A 16666-nucleotide genomic window follows, 5' to 3' on the forward strand; every position below is an offset into this window, starting at 1 on the left:
CGAACGCGAGGTCAAACAGGCATTGGCCGAATCTGGACCAATGCCTGCTGTGTCATGCCTATAGCTTGCAGATGGAGTTCCCACCATCGACAAGCATCGCGCTCCCGGTCACGAACGAGGCCTCATCCGAAAGCAGAAATTGCGCTGCCGCGGCGATTTCTGACGGTTCGGCCATACGCTTCAGCGCATGAAATCCTCGGACAACGTCATGGAATGCGGCGTCGTCTCCGGCCATCGGTGTCATTGTGCCTCCAGGAAGCAATGCGTTGACCCGGATGTTTTCGGACCCGTGTTCCACCGCCAAAACCTGTGTCAGACCAATCAACCCAGCCTTGGACGCGGCATATGCTCCCATTCCTGGCAGGCCAATTGTGTGTCCGACAAATGACGACGTAAAAACAACCGAACCGCCACCACGCCTGCGCAGAGCGGGAATCTGAGCCTTGGCCGCAAAGAACCCACTGTCCAGATTGACCGCGATCACGTTTCGCCAATTGTCGCGCCCCATATCAGGGATCGAACACATATCGCCCATGGTGCCAGCGTTGTTGAACGCCCCATCGAGACCACCAAAACTTTTTTCGGCCAATTCCACAAGCGCATTGGCATAGGCCTCATCTGTGACATCCCCCGGCAGACAAACAGCGTTTCCGTTGCTCTCTCGGATTTGCGCAACGGTTTCATTCAGTTGAGCCTCCCGACGGGCGCCCAGAACAACGTTGGCCCCGCTTTCTGCAAACAGAATTGCGGCAGCAGCGCCGATCCCGCTGCTCGCGCCCGTGATGATGATCGTCTTGTTTTTGAGTGTCATAACCATGCCTTTCATTCGTTGCATGGCCACCCAGTAGCGGCGCGGCACACGGCCGCACGACCCGGATCATGCGCATGTAAAATGCGCGGGACACAAGGCGCATGATCCGGGTCAACTGCGTCAAGGATCGGTCGACCGGGGCCATTGATTGCCCTCACCACGCGGGGCGACAAAGGCCCTTGGTGGTTGTCCGCTGTACAGGCTCAACTCCGGCCACTCGCCCGGACCCATCTAGCCCGGAACGGGCGATCGCTGTCGGTAATGTGCAAACAGGATTGCGAAAGTCGCCACAACTGCGGCGATCCAGATCGTTTCAGCCTTCATCAACAACAGCACGGCCAGACCCAAACGCGCAGCAATCTCCCACGCGGCAAGGCGCGCCTGATCGAAGGCGGCCAAGGCGGAGGCCAACAGATAAAGCGCAAGCGCAAGGCGCATCAGGAGGAGGACAAAGGCCAATACATCCCGCTCGCCGTCATAGCCGGTCAGAAAGGCGCCGCTTGCGGAATTGGGGTCCAGAATGGCCTCGTTGATCAGCAACAACTCCGGATGGAAGGCGAAAACAAACGGAACGATGAAGATGACAATCCCGGATTTGACGGCGGACAGCCCTGTGGCCATCGGCTCGGCCTTGGTGATCGATGCAGCCGCAAAAGCGGCCAAGGCAACGGGCGGCGTGATCGCACTGGCCACCGCGAAATAGAAAATGAACATATGTGCAGTGAACAGCGACAGGCCCAATCCGGCGAGTACGGGACTCATCAATAGGGCCGCATTGATATAGGCGGGCACGGCGGGCATCCCCATGCCCAGAAGGACCGCCAGCAGCATCGTCATCAGCAGCGCAACGAACTGCGGCAGGGCTGTACCCACGCCGCCCAAGTCCAGGCTGTTGAGCCATGACAACACATCCAGCGACAAAAAGACGGGCAGCCCGGTGAATGACAGGCAAAAGTCGATGATCGAGACGGCCAGAAACATCAGATAAAGCGTGGCGATCAAAACGCCTGCTTCAGAGAGTGCGGTGATGATCTTGCCCGGGCGCGCGCGAATGTCCGGATCAAAGAACAGCAAACCCAAAAGCAGCATCACCGCCCACCAGCCCGCCGACCCGGCCGAGCCGGATGAATTTTGCACCGCTTGCAAGAACCAGCTCAGGCTTTGAACCTGACAGCCTGCGTCGCTGAACGTGCGGTCCGCGCCCAAGACCCCACCCAGAAGGCCACAGCCCACCGCATCCTTGGGGATCAGCAGCAGGCACAGGATGAGCAGAATGGGGCCGAACACCATGATCAGGTTCAGGTAATCCTGCCGGTCAAGGATCATGTCCTCGGTGATCTCGCCAATCGCGGTAATGTTCTGTTTGCGCGATTGAAAGACAGCCGACAGGAACAGGCACACGAAAAAGGCGATGGCCGGGATGATCGCCGCAACAATGACGCTGGAATAGGGCACCGAGGTGAGCGAGGCCAAAACGAATGCAGCGACTCCCATCACGGGCGGCATGATTGACCCGCCCGAGGATGCCGCCGCCTCGACCCCGCCTGCAAAGACCTTGGAAAAGCCGCGCTTGATCATCATCGGGATGGTCAGCACGCCGGTCGACAGCACGTTGACAATCGGCCCGCCCGAGATCGTGCCGAACATGGCTGACGACACGATGGCCGCATGGGCTGGACCGCCGCGCAAATGCCGCGTCCAGCGAAATGCGAGCTTGATCAGGGATCGTCCTCCTGCGGAACTGCCAAACAGCGAGCCGAGGATCAGGTAGGGAAAGATCGTGTTCAACATGATGTCCATGAACCGACCCAAAAGACCCGATGCATTGTTAACCAGAACGTCATGCACGCGGGGCCTGCCATCGGCCAGCAGGCGCGGCTCGCCCGCCAGTTTGGTCACGAGGTATTTGTTGATGTCATCGGCACCGTAGAAATACCAGATAAGCACGGTGAGGATCGTATAGCTGGCCACGGCGATGGCCACGATGACCAGCGGCAGGCCCCAGACCTTGATGTTGTATGTCAGGAAGACAGCGACCGCGAGGCCGACAATCAGCACCAACCACCCTCTGGTCGTGTTGACGCATTGCGGGTCCTCAACCGTTGTGGGCGCCGGAAGGCCCAGCAGATCGTTGAACTCTGCCGCCGCTGTCAGGCTTTGCGCAATCAAACGTGCGCGATCCCCGTTCAAGCGATCGATCAGGCAGACCGATTCAATTTCAACGAGGTAGGTGACCGAGATGGTCAGCGCCATGACCACAAGTGCGACGTCCAGCACCAGACCAAGGGCGCGCCGCTCCGGTGCAAGATCCACCCAGTCGCGCCACATCGAGTGTTTGAGGACGACGACGCACATCATCAACGCAAAGAACAGCGGATAGAACCATTCGGTCGGAAACTTGCGAAACCGCACACCGCTTTCGCCCCAGAGGGCGGCGGCCAGATCGTCATATCCGGGGATGCCGGGCGTCGAGTTAAAGAGGCCAATAATGACCAGCGACAGCGACAGGACAAACAGCAAAGGCCGCGAGACCCCGCGCGCGCCCTGCTGTTCTGTCGATGCCTCGGCCATTCACTTCCCCGCCGCTTGCGAAAGGCCGGGCACATGATGCGCCCGGCCGTTGTTGCTTTTCCTTACTTGGCGCAATCCGGCAGCGTATAACCCGCCTCTTCCCACGCAGCGACCGCGCCGGGGTGGTACTTCATCGGGTTCGCGCCGCACATATCCGTCACTTCCGGGTCAACCTCGCCGTGCCATGTCACCGGCATGAATGAGGCTTTGGCGTGATAGATCGGCTCAATATTTTCAATGAACGCAGCGGTCAGCGCCTTGGCCATATCAAAGTCCATGTCCACGTTGACGATGTCACCGCCCACGGTCGCCGGCCCACGATACGTGTCATCTTCTGACATGATAGTGACGCCGTCCCCGTACCCCATGTCAGCCACGGCCATTGAAAACGCGACGGTGCCCGGCAGGCCGGTCACTTTTTGAAATGCCTCGCCGTCGAACACGTCCTTGGGCATCGAAAACAGGGTCATGTTGCCCGAGGCCAAAGCGGCGGCGACGCGCGGGTCGGGAAAGGCCTGCGGCAGGATAAACGCATCAGCCGACCCGTCCTGCATGGTTTTGACCGCCTGACCCCAGTTTACCTGAACACCGGTATAGCCTGTGCCTTCTTCCAATCCGGACACTGTTTTTGCCAGCAGGCGCGCATTGGTCAGGGCCGCACCGCGCGGGGGGCCATTGTAGATCGTTTTGCCTTCCAGACCGTCCCACCCGGAAATGTTTGAGCTGTCATAGGCCATAAGCCCCTGCACCGAGACGCGGTAAGTGTAGAGCACGGCCAGATTTCCGGCCAGATCAGCACCGGCTTCGGCACCCAATCCAGCATATGGACCCACGCCGCGCGACATCAGGAAAGGCAGGATAAAGGGGGCAGCGGCGATGTCAGTCTTGCCTTCGGCCACGTTCTGGACCGAGTTGGTCAACGTCTGACCCGAGGTGACCTGAATGTCGGCAACACCTGCTTTTGCAGCAGCTTCGGACAGGGAAATGATCGAAATCCCCGGTGTCGTGTTGGGCGCAGCGGTTTCTGCCGTCAGAAGGCTTTGCGCCATTGCACCCGAGCCAAGGCAAGTCGCCGCGGCCAGCACCGCAAGAAGTTGTCGTGACATCATGAATCCTCCCAGATGATGTGTATTTTTGACAGTGACACAGTATTTTTTAACTGCTTTAATCACTTTTAGACCAAAAAATCGATATTTCTTTCGCTTCGTCATTAGTAACCAGATCAGGAAACCACGCAATGCCCCAATTGAAACTCTTTGTTGCGCCCAACACCTGTGCCCGCGTGGCGACCATCGCGCTCGAAGAAATCGGCGCCCCTTTCGAGACGTCGCTGATCCGGACCGCCGCAAATCAGCAGAATTCGCCCGAGTTTCTGAAACTCAATCCTAAGGGAAAGGTGCCGACCTTGCTGGTGGACGGTGAGCCCTTGACCGAGAACGTCGCCATCCTGAGCTGGCTCGCCGCCACCTTTCCCGACGCCCATTTGATGCCAGACGCGAGCGATGCGCTCGATCAAACGCGGCAAACGGCAGACCTTGCCTTTTTTGCAGGCACGGTGCACCCGACCGTCACCCGCATTGCGATGCCGATGAAAATGATCCCGGATGCGGCGCAATCCTTCGAGATCGTGCGCCCCAAAGGCATCGAAGATATGAACAAAATCATGACCATGGTCGAGGTCCGATTGGACAATGGCCCATGGTGGTATGGCGATACGTGGTCGATTGTGGACGGCTATCTTTATTGGGTCTGGGGACGGATCACCGGGGTCGGCTATGACGGGTCGGCCTTTCCCAAAATCAGGCGGCACTTCGATCTGAACAATGCCCGCCCCGCTGTCCAGCGGGCGATGGCGCGGGAAGACGCGAATATCGAGACCCTGAAATCCGAGAACCTCTACATGGCGCCGCGCTGAGCCGCGAGAAAGACAAGATCATGAACGTACTCTGGATCATGGCCGACCAACTGCGGTGGGATTACCTCAGCTGCTATGGCGCCAAGCACATCGAGACCCCCAATCTTGACCGTCTGGCCGCAAAAGGTGTGCGCTTTGATCGTGCCTATGTGCAATCCCCGATCTGCGGCCCAAGCCGGATGAGCTTTTACACCGGGCGCTATGTGCGCAGCCACGGTGCGACGTGGAATGGCTTTCCCTTGCGCGTTGGAGAGCCCACCCTGTGCGATCAACTGCGCGACATCGGCGTGACCAGCACGCTTGTCGGCAAAACCCACATGCGCCCTGACGAAGAGGGCATGAAGCGCCTTGGCATCGATCCCGAAAGCACCATCGGCGCACTGGTCAGCGAATGCGGGTTCGAGGTGTTCGTGCGCGACGATGGCACCAATGCCGCCACCGACAAGAACCGTTGCGGCGAGGACTACGAACGCTATTTGCGCGCCCATGGCATGGACGGCGACACCCCGTGGGAGGAATGGGCCAACACCGCCATCGGCCCCGACGGGCAAAAGAAATCGGGCTGGTATCTGGAAAACGCGCCCTTGCCCGCCCGTGTTCCCAAAGAACATTCAGAAACCGCGTGGCTTACAACACGCGGGATCGAGTTCATGGAGGCACAGGGCGACTCCCCCTGGCTCTGCCACCTGAGCTACATCAAACCCCATTGGCCCTACATGGCGCCTGCGCCCTACAATGACATGTATTCAAAACACGATTTGCCACCCGTGAACCGTCGAGTGGACGAACACACCCACCCGCTGATGCAGTCATGGTCCCAGACGCGCATCTGCAAGAGCTTTGCGCGCGAGGGCGTCCGCGACGTCGTCGCCCCCGTCTATATGGGGCTGATCAAGGAACTCGACGACAACATGGGCCGGTTGTTCGGCTACCTCGAAACCAGCGGGCGGATGAAGGACACGATGGTCGTCTTCTGCTCTGACCACGGCGACAATATGGGCGATCACTGGCTGGGCGAAAAGGATCTGTTCTATGACTGCTCCGCCCGCATTCCGCTGATCGTCTATGACCCCCGCGCCGAGGCCGACAGCACCCGCGGCACATCCTGCGACAAGCTGGTCGAAGGCATCGACCTTGCCCCGACATTCCACCAACTCATGGGCGGAGAGGCCAAACCACATGTGATGGAAGGCCGCTCGCTCCAACCGATCCTGCACGGACAGGATGCCCCGTGGCGGGATCACTGCATCTCGGAATACGACTATTCCACCCGTGACGCCCGCGCGGATTTTGACATTGGCGAAAGCGACGCGCGCCTCGTGATGGTCTTCGACGGGCGGTGGAAATACGTGCATGTCGAATTGATGCGCCCGCTTCTGTTCGACCTGGAAACGGACCCGGACGAGGTGCACGATCTGGGCGACAGCCCCGCGCATCAGGACCAGATCGCCCGCCTGCGCGAGTTGCATTTCGCATGGGCGCGCCAGCACCACTCAAGGATCACCCGCAGCCCAGAGATGGTCGAGCGCATGGCCGCAGGCAAGGAACCGCCCGGCATCTACATTGCCTATTGGGACCGCGAAGACGGGGAGGCACACGGCGTGGACGCACCACCGCATCTGGACAGTTAGCCCAGGTAATTCGACCGTTTATCCAACCCGCACCAGTGACCGCTAAACGGCGACCCACGCCGAATTGCGCTTGGACGAACGCACGCAGGCATCAATGAACTGCACCCCGCGCAACCCGTCCTGAATGGTCGGATAGAACAGCTGACTGTCCACCGCAGCACCTGTGCGATGGGCCTCGATGGCGTCCGCTGCCTCGGAGTAGATATTGGCAAACCCTTCGAGATACCCCTCGGGGTGGCCCGGCGGGATACGGCTCATCCGGGCAGCGGCGTCTCCGGCCCCCGCGCCATTGCGGGTGATCTTGCGCTTGGGCTCGCCAAAAGGCGTGTGCCACAGATAGTTCGGATCCTCCTGTGCCCATTCCAGCCCGCCCTTGTCGCCATAGACCCGGATGCGCAGCGCGTTTTCATTGCCCGGCGCGACCTGCGAACACCACAACATCCCCTTGGCCCCACCCTTGAACCGCAGCATCACGTGGCCGTTGTCGTCAACCTGCCGACCGGGAACAAAGGCATCGAGGTCTGCGGCCAGACTCTCGACCTCCAACCCGGTGACGAAACAGGCAAGGTTATGGGCATGTGTGCCGATGTCACCGGTCGAGCCCCCCGCCCCTGAGCGGGCCGGGTCCGTGCGCCACTCGGCCTGCTTGAACGACTCGTCCTGCGTCAGCCAATCCTGCGGATACTCGACCTGCACCACGCGGATATTGCCGATCTGTCCGGTGGCGACCATCTCGCGGGCCTGCCGGACCATGGGATAGCCGGTATAGTTATGGGTCAGCACAAACAGCGCATCCGAGGCCTCAGCGGCTTTCACCAGCTTCTTGGCATCCGCAAGGGTCGAGGTCAGCGGCTTGTCGCAAATCACGTGAATGCCACGCTTCAGGAACTCGCGCGCGGCGGCATAGTGGACGTGGTTCGGGGTCACGATGGACACCGCCTCGATCCCATCTTTCAGACGGGCTTCACGGATCGCCATCGCCTTGTAGTCCTCATAGATGCGCGGCAGGCCCAGCGCCTCGCCGGATGCGCGCGACTTTTCAGGGGTCGAGGACAAGGCCCCCGCCACCAGTTCGAACCGGTCATCGATGCGCGATGCGATCCGGTGCACACCGCCGATAAATGCGTCATTGCCGCCGCCCACCATGCCCAGTTTGATCCGTGTCATTGCCTCTCCTCTCCGGGGATCGCCCCGTCTTCATTGTTCTTCAAATATGCCCGCCGGAGGCGGTCCCGTCCTAGCCGATCCCCAGCATCGCCCGGTTGGCGACCTCATCCGTGCCACCATCGGCAAAATCGTCAAAGGCGCGCTCGGTCACCCGAATGATGTGGTCAGAGACAAACTGCGCCCCTTCCCGCGCCCCGTCCTCGGGGTGTTTCAGACAGCACTCCCATTCCACCACGGCCCAACCGTCAAAGTCATTGGCCGCCATCTTGGAAAAAACGGCCGCGAAATCAACCTGCCCGTCACCAAGCGAGCGGAAACGCCCGGCCCGGTCCACCCAGGGCTGATAGCCCGAATAGACGCCCTGACGACCCGTGGGATTGAACTCCGCATCCTTGACGTGGAACATCTTGATGCGCTCGGCATAGATGTCGATATTGTCGAGATAGTCCAGACATTGCAGCACGTAATGCGACGGATCATAAAGCATGTTGCAGCGTGCATGATTGCCGACACGCTCAAGGAACATCTCGAATGTCACACCATCATGCAGGTCCTCGCCGGGGTGAATTTCGTAGCAAATGTTGACGTCATTGTCCTCTGCATGATCCAGAATCGGGCGCCACCGGCGGGCAAGCTCGTCAAAGGCCGTCTCGATCAGACCCGCAGGGCGTTGCGGCCAAGGGTAGATATAGGGCCAGGCCAGCGCGCCGGAAAAGGACACGTGGTTCTTGATGCCCATATTGGCCGATGCAGAAATTGCCTTCATCATCTGATCAACGGCCCATTCCTGGCGGGCCTTGGGGTTGCCATGCACCGACGGGTCGGCAAAGCCGTCAAAGGCCGTGTCATAGGCCGGATGCACCGCCACCAACTGACCCTGCAGGTGGGTCGAAAGCTCGGTCACCTCGACCCCGTTGGCCGCGGCCTGCCCCTTGAACGTGTCGCAATAATCCTTGGACTCGGCGGCCCGAGCGAGGTCAAAGAGACGCCCGTCCCAGCTTGGCACCTGAACCCCCTTATAGCCGCAATCAGCCGCCCATTTCGTAATGGAATCCCACGAATTGAACGGGGCCTCGTCGCCCGCGAACTGCGCCAGAAACAGCGCAGGGCCCTTGATGGTTTTCATGGATGGTCCTCCCAAATTCCGGCCCTTACAGGGCCATATTTTCTTTTAGATATATGTCAATGCGGATGCGTTCCTGCGCAAGGTTAATCGGCATCCCGTCGCTGTTGGCGCGCATGATCCGCACCGCACTGCGTACCAAATGACCGGCATCCTGGCTGATCACCGCATCAAAGCAGCCGCGCGCCAGCGCATCGCGCGACAGCGGCGTCAATTCATGGGCCACCACCACCGGGCGGCGCGCCATGGCATGCGTGTTGAAATGGCGAAGCAACCCGTCATTTCCGGCGGCCGAGGAATAGATGCCAATGATGTCGGGATTGTCGGCAAAGGCGTCCGGCAACAGGCGCTGGATCAGGTCCGGATCGTCCCGCCCCTCAAGCGAGGCCAGAACATCGAGATGCGCAAAATCCCGCGCCATCACCTCGTCAAATCCCAAGCGGCGCTCAAGGTGGTCACGCGCCAGCATCGACCCGGTCAGCACGAGGATCTTGCCCGTCGCATTGCCCAGAAACCGGCCCAGCAACTGCGCTGCGGTCCGCCCGGCGGCCACGTTGTCCACGCCCACGTAATTGTCCCGCTCAGAGCTTGGAATGTCTGACACCAGCGACACCACGGTCACACCATTGGCCTTGAGATGGGCAATGGAATCCCGCACCGAAGGGGTCTCGGGGCCAAAGATCGCAACCCCGTCCACCAGTGCCGGATCAATGGCATTGATCGCCGCCGCCAGCGCCATGGGATCAAAGGCAGCGACCCGCACAAAGGACAGTTTCGTGCGCTCATGGCGCAAGCCCCGGGCCAGCAACTCGATCTGCGCCTCAAGCAGCGCGATGAACTCGTTTTCGTTCGACGGCAGGATAAAGGTGAAATGATAGACCCGCCCCCGCGCCAGATTGGCCGCCGCCGTGTCACGCACATAGCCCAGTTCCGCAATCGCCTCGTTCACCTTGCGCACCGTCACCTCGCGCACACCGGGGCGCGCGTTCAACACGCGGTCCACCGTCGCAAGGCTGACCTCTGCGACACGGGCGATGTCGTTGATGGTCGGGTTGGAAAGGGTGTCGTCGGGGTGCTTCACTTGTGTCCTTCTTGTTGCCTCACATGGCTTTGGCAAGCCCTTCAAACAGGCGCGCGACGGCTTCGGCGCCCGGATCGTTGTGGCCCAGCAGGTTCTCTTCGGGCACGTAGGATGCACGGCCCGCCTTGGCGCTGCCCATCGCCGCCGTGCCATCCGCACCGGCCCGCGCGGCTGCCGCCGCCGCTGCAATTCCGTCGGGCAAGGCGGCCAGAGCCGGGGCAAGCGCGTCGATCATGGTGCGATCCCCTTTCTGCGCGCCGCCGACCTGACTGATCCGCTCAAGGCCCGCCATCAGCGCCTTGGGCGTCGGTTTGCCGCTGGCACAGGCATCCCCGGTGGCGCCAAAAAAGATGGCGAGGATCACACCGGACGAGCCCCCCATGGTCTGGCTCAACTCGTTCGAGATCGCGCGGAACAGTTGCGTCAAATCCGCAAGCGGCATCCGGTCCAGCGCGCCCTTCAGCGCACGTGCAGCCGTGGCCAACGTGCTGCCCGTGTCGCCATCCCCGGATTTGGCATCCAGCGTGTTCAGATCACCCTCGGCGGCGATCAGCAGATCGCAGCATTGCGCGATGATTCCGGCGGTCTTGTCATTGGCCGACGGGATCGGCTGGATCGGACTCAACCCGTCGGGCAGGGGCTGAACCTTGACCGGTGCCACATCCTTCATCCCCGGCCAGGCCGACAGATCGACTGCTGAGGACAGCGGACCAAGATTGGCCTCATCCACCGGCAGGACCGAGACGGAAAACCCGTGCATATCCAGCGAGGTCATCAGAGGCGCCGGGCCGATGATATGTTTGACATTGGCCGCCTTGGGCGAGGTAGCGAGACAATGGGCAAGGATCGACATCTCCAGCGGCGTGGTCGAGCCCAGATTGTTCAGGATCGCCACATGCGCGCCTGAGGCAATCCGGTCACTCAGCTTGTCCAGCACCATATCCATCGCCGAATGGGCGGTCTCGAACATGACCTGCTCGACTCCCGCCTCGCCGTGAATGCCAAGGCCCAGTTCCGCCTTGCCAAGGGGAATCCGGTTTTCCTTGGCCGAGCCGGGCACGGTGCAAGTGTCCAAAGACATCCCGATCGAGGCCATGGCGGCAATCGTGCGGTCGGCGGCAGCCTTCACGCTGGCCAGATCAGCACCGCTCTCGGCGAGGTCGCCTGCGATCTTGTGCACAAACATCGTGCCCGCCACGCCTCGTGGCTGCGGCAGATGCGGCAGGGCGATATCGTCATCGACAATGACCATCTCCACATCCAACCCAAAGGCGCGCGCGCGCTCGGCTGCCAGACCAAAATTCAACCGATCCCCGGTATAGTTCTTGACGATCAGCAGACACCCCGCCTTGCCCGTCACCGCCAGAATACCCGCCAATACGGCGTCAACAGAGGGCGAGGCAAAAACCTCGCCGCACACCGCAGCCGTCAGCATGCCTTGCCCGACAAACCCAGCATGGGCCGGTTCATGCCCCGACCCGCCGCCAGAGATCAGCGCAACCTTGGATTTGTCCCAATCCGCGCGGCAAACCACCTTGATATGCGGATACCCATCCAGCCGGGTCAACGCGCCGCCAGAGGTTTCCAACAGCCCGTCAATGGCTTCGGTGACAAGGCTGTCCTTGGCATTGATAAACTGGCTCATCTCTTTGGTCCTTCCTTACAAAATCCGCAGGCCATCCGCGTCAAAGCACAGCGGGTTTTTCGGTGCGATCCTGATCTGGGCACCGGGGGTGTAGGTGGTATGGGGGTCGGCGATGGTGGTGATGGCATGGCCCTTGCAGGTCAGATGCAACCGGGCCTGATCGCCCAGATGCTCGACACGCTGCACGACGGCCTCCTGCCCCTCGCCCTGGGCAATATGTTCCGGGCGCATTCCGATCTGCGTGGCCCCCGCAGGCGCGCCGCCAAACAGATCGGCAGGCACGATATTGATACGCGGCAACCCCAAGCGCGAGGCGACATAAAGGCAGTTGGGGTTCTCGTAAATCTCGCGCGGAGAGCCGTATTGCACCAGCCGCCCCTCATTCAGCACACCCACATGGGTGGCCATGGTCATCGCCTCGATCTGGTCATGGGTGACATAAAGCAGCGTCGCCCCAAGGCTCGCCTGAATGCGTTTGAGTTCAACCCGCAGATCGGTGCGCAGCTTGGCATCGAGCGAACTCAGCGGCTCGTCCATCAGGTAAATCGACGGATCGCGCACAAGGGCACGGCCAATAGACACGCGCTGCATCTCACCCCCGGACAATTCGGTCGCCTTGTTGTCCAGCTTGTGGGCAATCTGCAGAACGCTGGCGACCTCGGCCACCTTGCGCTCGATCTCGTCCGCAGGGGTTTTCAGGATCGGGGACTTCAGCGGAAAGGCCAGATTGTCCCGCACGGACAAATGCGGATAAAGCGAGTATTGCTGGAACACCATCGCCACATCGCGCTGCGCCGGCGTTTCTGACCCCACATTGCGCCCGCCAATCCAGATCTCGCCCGCATCCGCCTTTTCCAGCCCCGAAATCAGGCGCAGAGTCGTCGTTTTGCCCGCGCCGGTCGGGCCCAGCAACACGACAAAGGCGCCATCGGGAATGGTCATCGACACATCCGCGATCCCGACATCCTTGCCAAAGGATTTGGACAGGTTCTTCAGGACAACCTCAGCCATGGGCCAGCACCTCGTCGTTGAGCTCCGAACGCAAAGCGCGTCCAGACCCCTCGTCAAACAGCGTGACGGTGCCCGGATTGAACCCCAGCCCCACGGTCTCACCAACGCTGGCGACTTGCGCACTGTCGATGCGGGCCTTCAACTCTCCATTGGGAGTGTCCAGCGTGATAATCTGGGTGGTCCCGAGGTATTCCGAGGCCAGCACCTCGCCGCGATAGGCCCCATCGTCCGACAGGGTCACATGTTCCGGACGCACCCCGAACACCAGCTTGCCTTGCGCCCCCTGCATATGGCGCGGGATCTGCATGACCTGCCCATCCAGGCTGACACTGTCGGCCCCATCGGCCACCGTCCCGTCAAAGCGCAGAAAGTTCATGGACGGCGAGCCGATAAAGTCAGCCACAAACATCGTCGCAGGCTTGTCATAGATCTGCTGGGGCGTGCCGAACTGTTCGACCACGGCGTTGTTCATCACCACGATCTTGTCGCCCATCTGCATCGCCTCAAGCTGGTCATGGGTCACATAGACGGTCGTCGCCCCCATCCGGTCATGCAGGGCGCGCAGCTCTTCGGACATATGCTCGCGGAATTCTGCATCCAGCGCACCGAGCGGTTCATCCATCATAAAGGCCTTGGGCTCGCGCACGATGGCGCGGCCAAGCGCCACGCGCTGACGATCCCCACCCGACAGCCCGCCAACGGGGCGGTTGAGAATATCCGTGATGCCAAGGATCTGCGCAACCTCCTCGACCTTGGCCTTCACATCACGGCGCGCCATGCCCTGACTGACCAGCGGATAGCTGAGATTGCGGCGCACATTGAGATGCGGGTAAAGCGCAAACATCTGAAACACAAAGGCAATGTCGCGCTTGGACGGGGGCAGCTGGCTGATCTCTTCCCCATCCAGATAAATCTCCCCGGACGTGGGCAATTCCAGCCCCGCAATCATGCGCAAGGTGGTGGTCTTGCCGCAGCCCGACGGGCCCAGCAGCATGAAAAACTCGCCATCCTCGATGGTAAAGCTGCTCTCCTTCACCGCGTTGAAGTCGCCGAAATCCTTGCGGATGTTCTTGATCACGATCTGCGCCATCAGAGAAATTGCCCTACACGTAAAAGATTGCCATCGGGGTCGATGATCGCCAGTTCGCGCATCCCCCACGTCTTGTCCTCGGCCGGATGAAAGCTTGGGATGCCCTTGGCCGCGATGTTCTGCGTCGACAGATGCGCCGACAGGGCATCTACGTCGGTGGTGCGGATATAGGCACCGTGATCGCAGGCTTTTGCGTCGTGATCCTTGTGCTCAAAGAAATGCACCTCAACATCGTCCATCCGCAGGATCAGATATCCCTGCCCCGTCCAGCGTCCGGTTTCTTCAAATCCGATCTGGCGGTAAAAGGCGGCGGTGCGGTCAAAATCCCGGCTTGGCAGGATGGCGCATGTGGATTTCAGCATCACTCCCCCTCCTTGAAGTGGGACACGATGATGAACATCACGGTGCCCACCAGCGTGACGATGAAGGAATAGGTGTACAGCCACAGCACAAAGGGCTGCATCAGCATGAACACACCCAGACCAATGAGGATGGTCGCCAGCATCTCCCACGGACCGCGCCGCAACCGCATGAGGCCGTTGAAAAACTCAAGCATCGCCCTGCCCTTCATTGTTCTTCAAATATGCAAATCCGAAGGTCATCATTTGCGCACCGCCCCGAATGTAATGCCCCGCAGCAGGTGCTTGCGCAGCAGAATGGTGAAAATCATGACCGGCAGCAGGAAGATCGTCGCCCCCGCCGCAACCGCAGGCCAATCCAGACCCCCAACCCCGATGATCGTCGGAATGAACGGCGGCGCCGTCTGCGCCGTGCCAGAGGTCAGCAGCACCGCAAAAGCATACTCATTCCACGCAAAGATCAGGCAGAAGATCGCGGTCGATGCGATGCCCGTCGCCGCTTGCGGCAGTACAACTTTGTAAAACGCCTGAAAGCGGGTGTAGCCATCGATCAGTGCGGCCTCTTCATATTCCAGCGGAATCTCGTCGATAAACCCTTTGAGCAGCCAGACGGCGAGGCTGATATTGACCCCGGTATAAAGCAGGATCATGCCCAGATGCGTGTCTGACAGACCCAGCTGCCGGTACATCAGAAAAATCGGAATCGCGACCGCAATGGGCGGCATCATCCGCGTACTGAGGATGAAAAACAGCAGATCATCGGCCAGCGGTATCTTGAACCGCGAAAAGGCATAAGCCGCCAGCGTGCCCAGGAAAATGGATAGAAAGGTCGACCCGAACCCGATCACAACCGAATTCAGAAACCGCTCGCCGAACTTCGAGGGGCCCGCGATGACCATGTCATATTCGCGTACAATCTCGTCATACCAGGTCTCGGGCGGGTTGGCGGCGAGGAACTCGTCCGTCTGCCGCGTGCGCGTGGTGAACAGGTTCACATAACCTTCAAGCGTGGGCTCGAACACGACCTTGGGCGGATAGCTGATCGCATCCGACGGCGATTTGAACCCGGTCAGCATGATCCACGCCAGCGGCACCATGGTGACCAGCGCATAGACGATGACCAGCGTGCCTGCGAACCACTTGGACCGTTTGGACGGTTCGGTGACGGAAAAACTGCTCATATCAAGGCTCCGGCATTTGAACGGGGCAAAAATATTGAGAAATATTTTTGGACAAAGTCTTTCTCAGGACTTTGAGGCGCGCATCGGGTCATCGTTCTTTCACCTTGTTCAGCGCTTTGACGTAAATGCTGGCCAACCCGAACACCGTGACAAAGAGGATGATGGCATAGGCGCTGGCATAGCCTGTGCGCCACTTCTCGAACGCCTCGCGCTTGAGGTTGATCGAGGTCAGCTCGGTGGTCGAACCCGGCCCGCCGCCCGTCAACTGCACCACCAGATCGAACATCTTGAAGTTCTCAATGCCGCGGAACAGCACCGCCAGCATCAAGAACGGCAGCACCATCGGAATGGTGATGGTAAAGAACTGGCGCAGCTTGCTGGCGCGATCGACCTCGGCCGCCTCGTAGATGTAGTCGGGGATCGACCGCAGCCCGGCCAGACAGATCAGCATCACAAACGGCGTCCACATCCACGTATCCACAATCACGATGGACCAGGGCGCCAGCTGGACCGACCCCAGCATCTCGAAACTCGACGGATCCTTGCCCGACAGGAAGGCGACGATATAATTGAACAACCCGATCTGCGGCTGATAGAGAAACTTCCAGAAGTTCCCGACCACCGCCGGGGACAGCATCATCGGCAGCACGATGATGGTCGTCCACAGATCGTTGCCCTTGAATTTCTTGTTGATCAGGTAGGCCAGCGTGAATCCGATCAGCACCTGGAAAAAGATCGTCCAGAACAGGAAATGCGCCGTGGCCTGCATGTTCAGCCAGATGTCGCTGTCGGTCAGGATGCGCTCATAATTGCGCAGGCCGACATAGTCGACCTCGCGATTGGGACGGTTGGCGCGGAAATTGGTAAAGCTGAGGTTGATCGTCCAGATCAGCGGAAAGATGTTGATCGCGAGCAGCAGAAAGATCGTCGGACCAACGAAAATCCATGCAATGGCACGGTCGCTCAGGCCCTTGATCTTGCGGGCCACCCGAACCGGGGTCGCCTTGGCTGCGCGTGTGGCAGGCGTGTCTGTCATCGACTCACTTCTTTCCTGTGGCCGGGCGGGATGTCCCCGCCCAAC

At 60.2% G+C, this 16666-nt stretch carries 15 protein-coding genes; 2 read left to right on the top strand and 13 right to left on the bottom strand.

What is annotated here, in order from left to right:
- Nucleotides 1–58 precede the first annotated feature (58 nt).
- The 3 genes from Q1A89_RS09120 to Q1A89_RS09130 form a co-directional block, all read right to left on the bottom strand.
- A complete protein-coding gene (locus Q1A89_RS09120) occupies nucleotides 59–811 on the bottom strand; it encodes an SDR family oxidoreductase (RefSeq protein WP_299726575.1) in 753 nt (250 codons plus the stop codon).
- Nucleotides 812–1042: 231 nt separating this feature from the next.
- Nucleotides 1043–3382 (bottom strand): TRAP transporter fused permease subunit, encoded by a 2340-nt coding sequence (locus Q1A89_RS09125; protein WP_299726578.1) that lies wholly within the window; start codon nucleotides 3380–3382, stop codon nucleotides 1043–1045.
- A gap of 62 nt (nucleotides 3383–3444) precedes the next feature.
- The gene (locus Q1A89_RS09130) at nucleotides 3445–4491 is read right to left on the bottom strand and encodes a TAXI family TRAP transporter solute-binding subunit (protein ID WP_299726580.1); all 1047 of its coding nucleotides are present in this window, start codon (nucleotides 4489–4491) and stop codon (nucleotides 3445–3447) included.
- A gap of 128 nt (nucleotides 4492–4619) precedes the next feature.
- On the opposite strand from Q1A89_RS09130, the gene Q1A89_RS09135 reads away from it, so the two are divergent.
- Together Q1A89_RS09135 and Q1A89_RS09140 are read left to right on the top strand one after the other, a co-directional pair.
- Complete coding sequence (locus Q1A89_RS09135) at nucleotides 4620–5297, top strand: glutathione S-transferase family protein (RefSeq protein WP_299726583.1); 678 nt, start codon at nucleotides 4620–4622, stop codon at nucleotides 5295–5297.
- Nucleotides 5298–5317: 20 nt separating this feature from the next.
- Nucleotides 5318–6928, top strand: coding sequence for an alkaline phosphatase family protein (locus tag Q1A89_RS09140; protein ID WP_299726586.1), 1611 nt, complete (start codon nucleotides 5318–5320; stop codon nucleotides 6926–6928).
- A gap of 42 nt (nucleotides 6929–6970) precedes the next feature.
- Here Q1A89_RS09140 and Q1A89_RS09145 read toward each other — a convergent pair whose 3' ends face one another.
- From Q1A89_RS09145 to Q1A89_RS09190, 10 genes are all read right to left on the bottom strand, one after another.
- Nucleotides 6971–8095 carry a Gfo/Idh/MocA family oxidoreductase gene (locus Q1A89_RS09145; RefSeq protein ID WP_299726589.1) on the bottom strand — a complete coding sequence of 375 codons (1125 nt, stop codon included), beginning with the start codon at nucleotides 8093–8095 and terminating at the stop codon, nucleotides 6971–6973.
- Nucleotides 8096–8165: 70 nt separating this feature from the next.
- Entirely contained in the window at nucleotides 8166–9221 is a 1056-nt protein-coding gene (locus Q1A89_RS09150) for a sugar phosphate isomerase/epimerase (RefSeq protein WP_299726592.1), read from the bottom strand.
- 25 nt (nucleotides 9222–9246) lie between these two features.
- Nucleotides 9247–10299, bottom strand: a complete 1053-nt coding sequence (locus Q1A89_RS09155; protein WP_299726595.1) for a LacI family DNA-binding transcriptional regulator — start codon at nucleotides 10297–10299, stop codon at nucleotides 9247–9249.
- A 19-nt stretch (nucleotides 10300–10318) separates the two neighbouring features.
- Complete coding sequence (locus Q1A89_RS09160) at nucleotides 10319–11944, bottom strand: dihydroxyacetone kinase subunit DhaK (RefSeq protein WP_299726598.1); 1626 nt, start codon at nucleotides 11942–11944, stop codon at nucleotides 10319–10321.
- Nucleotides 11945–11959: 15 nt separating this feature from the next.
- Nucleotides 11960–12955: an ABC transporter ATP-binding protein gene (locus Q1A89_RS09165; RefSeq protein ID WP_299726602.1), complete on the bottom strand. Its 996-nt coding sequence runs from the start codon at nucleotides 12953–12955 to the stop codon at nucleotides 11960–11962.
- Nucleotides 12948–14045, bottom strand: coding sequence for an ABC transporter ATP-binding protein (locus tag Q1A89_RS09170; protein ID WP_299726605.1), 1098 nt, complete (start codon nucleotides 14043–14045; stop codon nucleotides 12948–12950). Before Q1A89_RS09170 ends, Q1A89_RS09165 begins: the two co-directional genes overlap by 8 nt.
- Nucleotides 14045–14407 carry a VOC family protein gene (locus Q1A89_RS09175; RefSeq protein ID WP_299726608.1) on the bottom strand — a complete coding sequence of 121 codons (363 nt, stop codon included), beginning with the start codon at nucleotides 14405–14407 and terminating at the stop codon, nucleotides 14045–14047. Before Q1A89_RS09175 ends, Q1A89_RS09170 begins: the two co-directional genes overlap by 1 nt.
- On the bottom strand, nucleotides 14407–14601 hold the full coding sequence (locus Q1A89_RS09180; protein WP_299726611.1) for a hypothetical protein: 195 nt from the start codon (nucleotides 14599–14601) through the stop codon (nucleotides 14407–14409). The genes Q1A89_RS09175 and Q1A89_RS09180 overlap by 1 nt, the downstream gene beginning before the upstream one ends.
- Before the next feature lie 45 nt (nucleotides 14602–14646).
- On the bottom strand, nucleotides 14647–15585 hold the full coding sequence (locus Q1A89_RS09185; protein WP_299726614.1) for a carbohydrate ABC transporter permease: 939 nt from the start codon (nucleotides 15583–15585) through the stop codon (nucleotides 14647–14649).
- Between the two features lie 88 nt (nucleotides 15586–15673).
- Nucleotides 15674–16621 (bottom strand): sugar ABC transporter permease, encoded by a 948-nt coding sequence (locus tag Q1A89_RS09190; protein ID WP_299726617.1) that lies wholly within the window; start codon nucleotides 16619–16621, stop codon nucleotides 15674–15676.
- Nucleotides 16622–16666 lie beyond the last annotated feature (45 nt).

Source organism: uncultured Tateyamaria sp., assembly GCF_947503045.1.
Taxonomy (GTDB): domain Bacteria; phylum Pseudomonadota; class Alphaproteobacteria; order Rhodobacterales; family Rhodobacteraceae; genus Tateyamaria.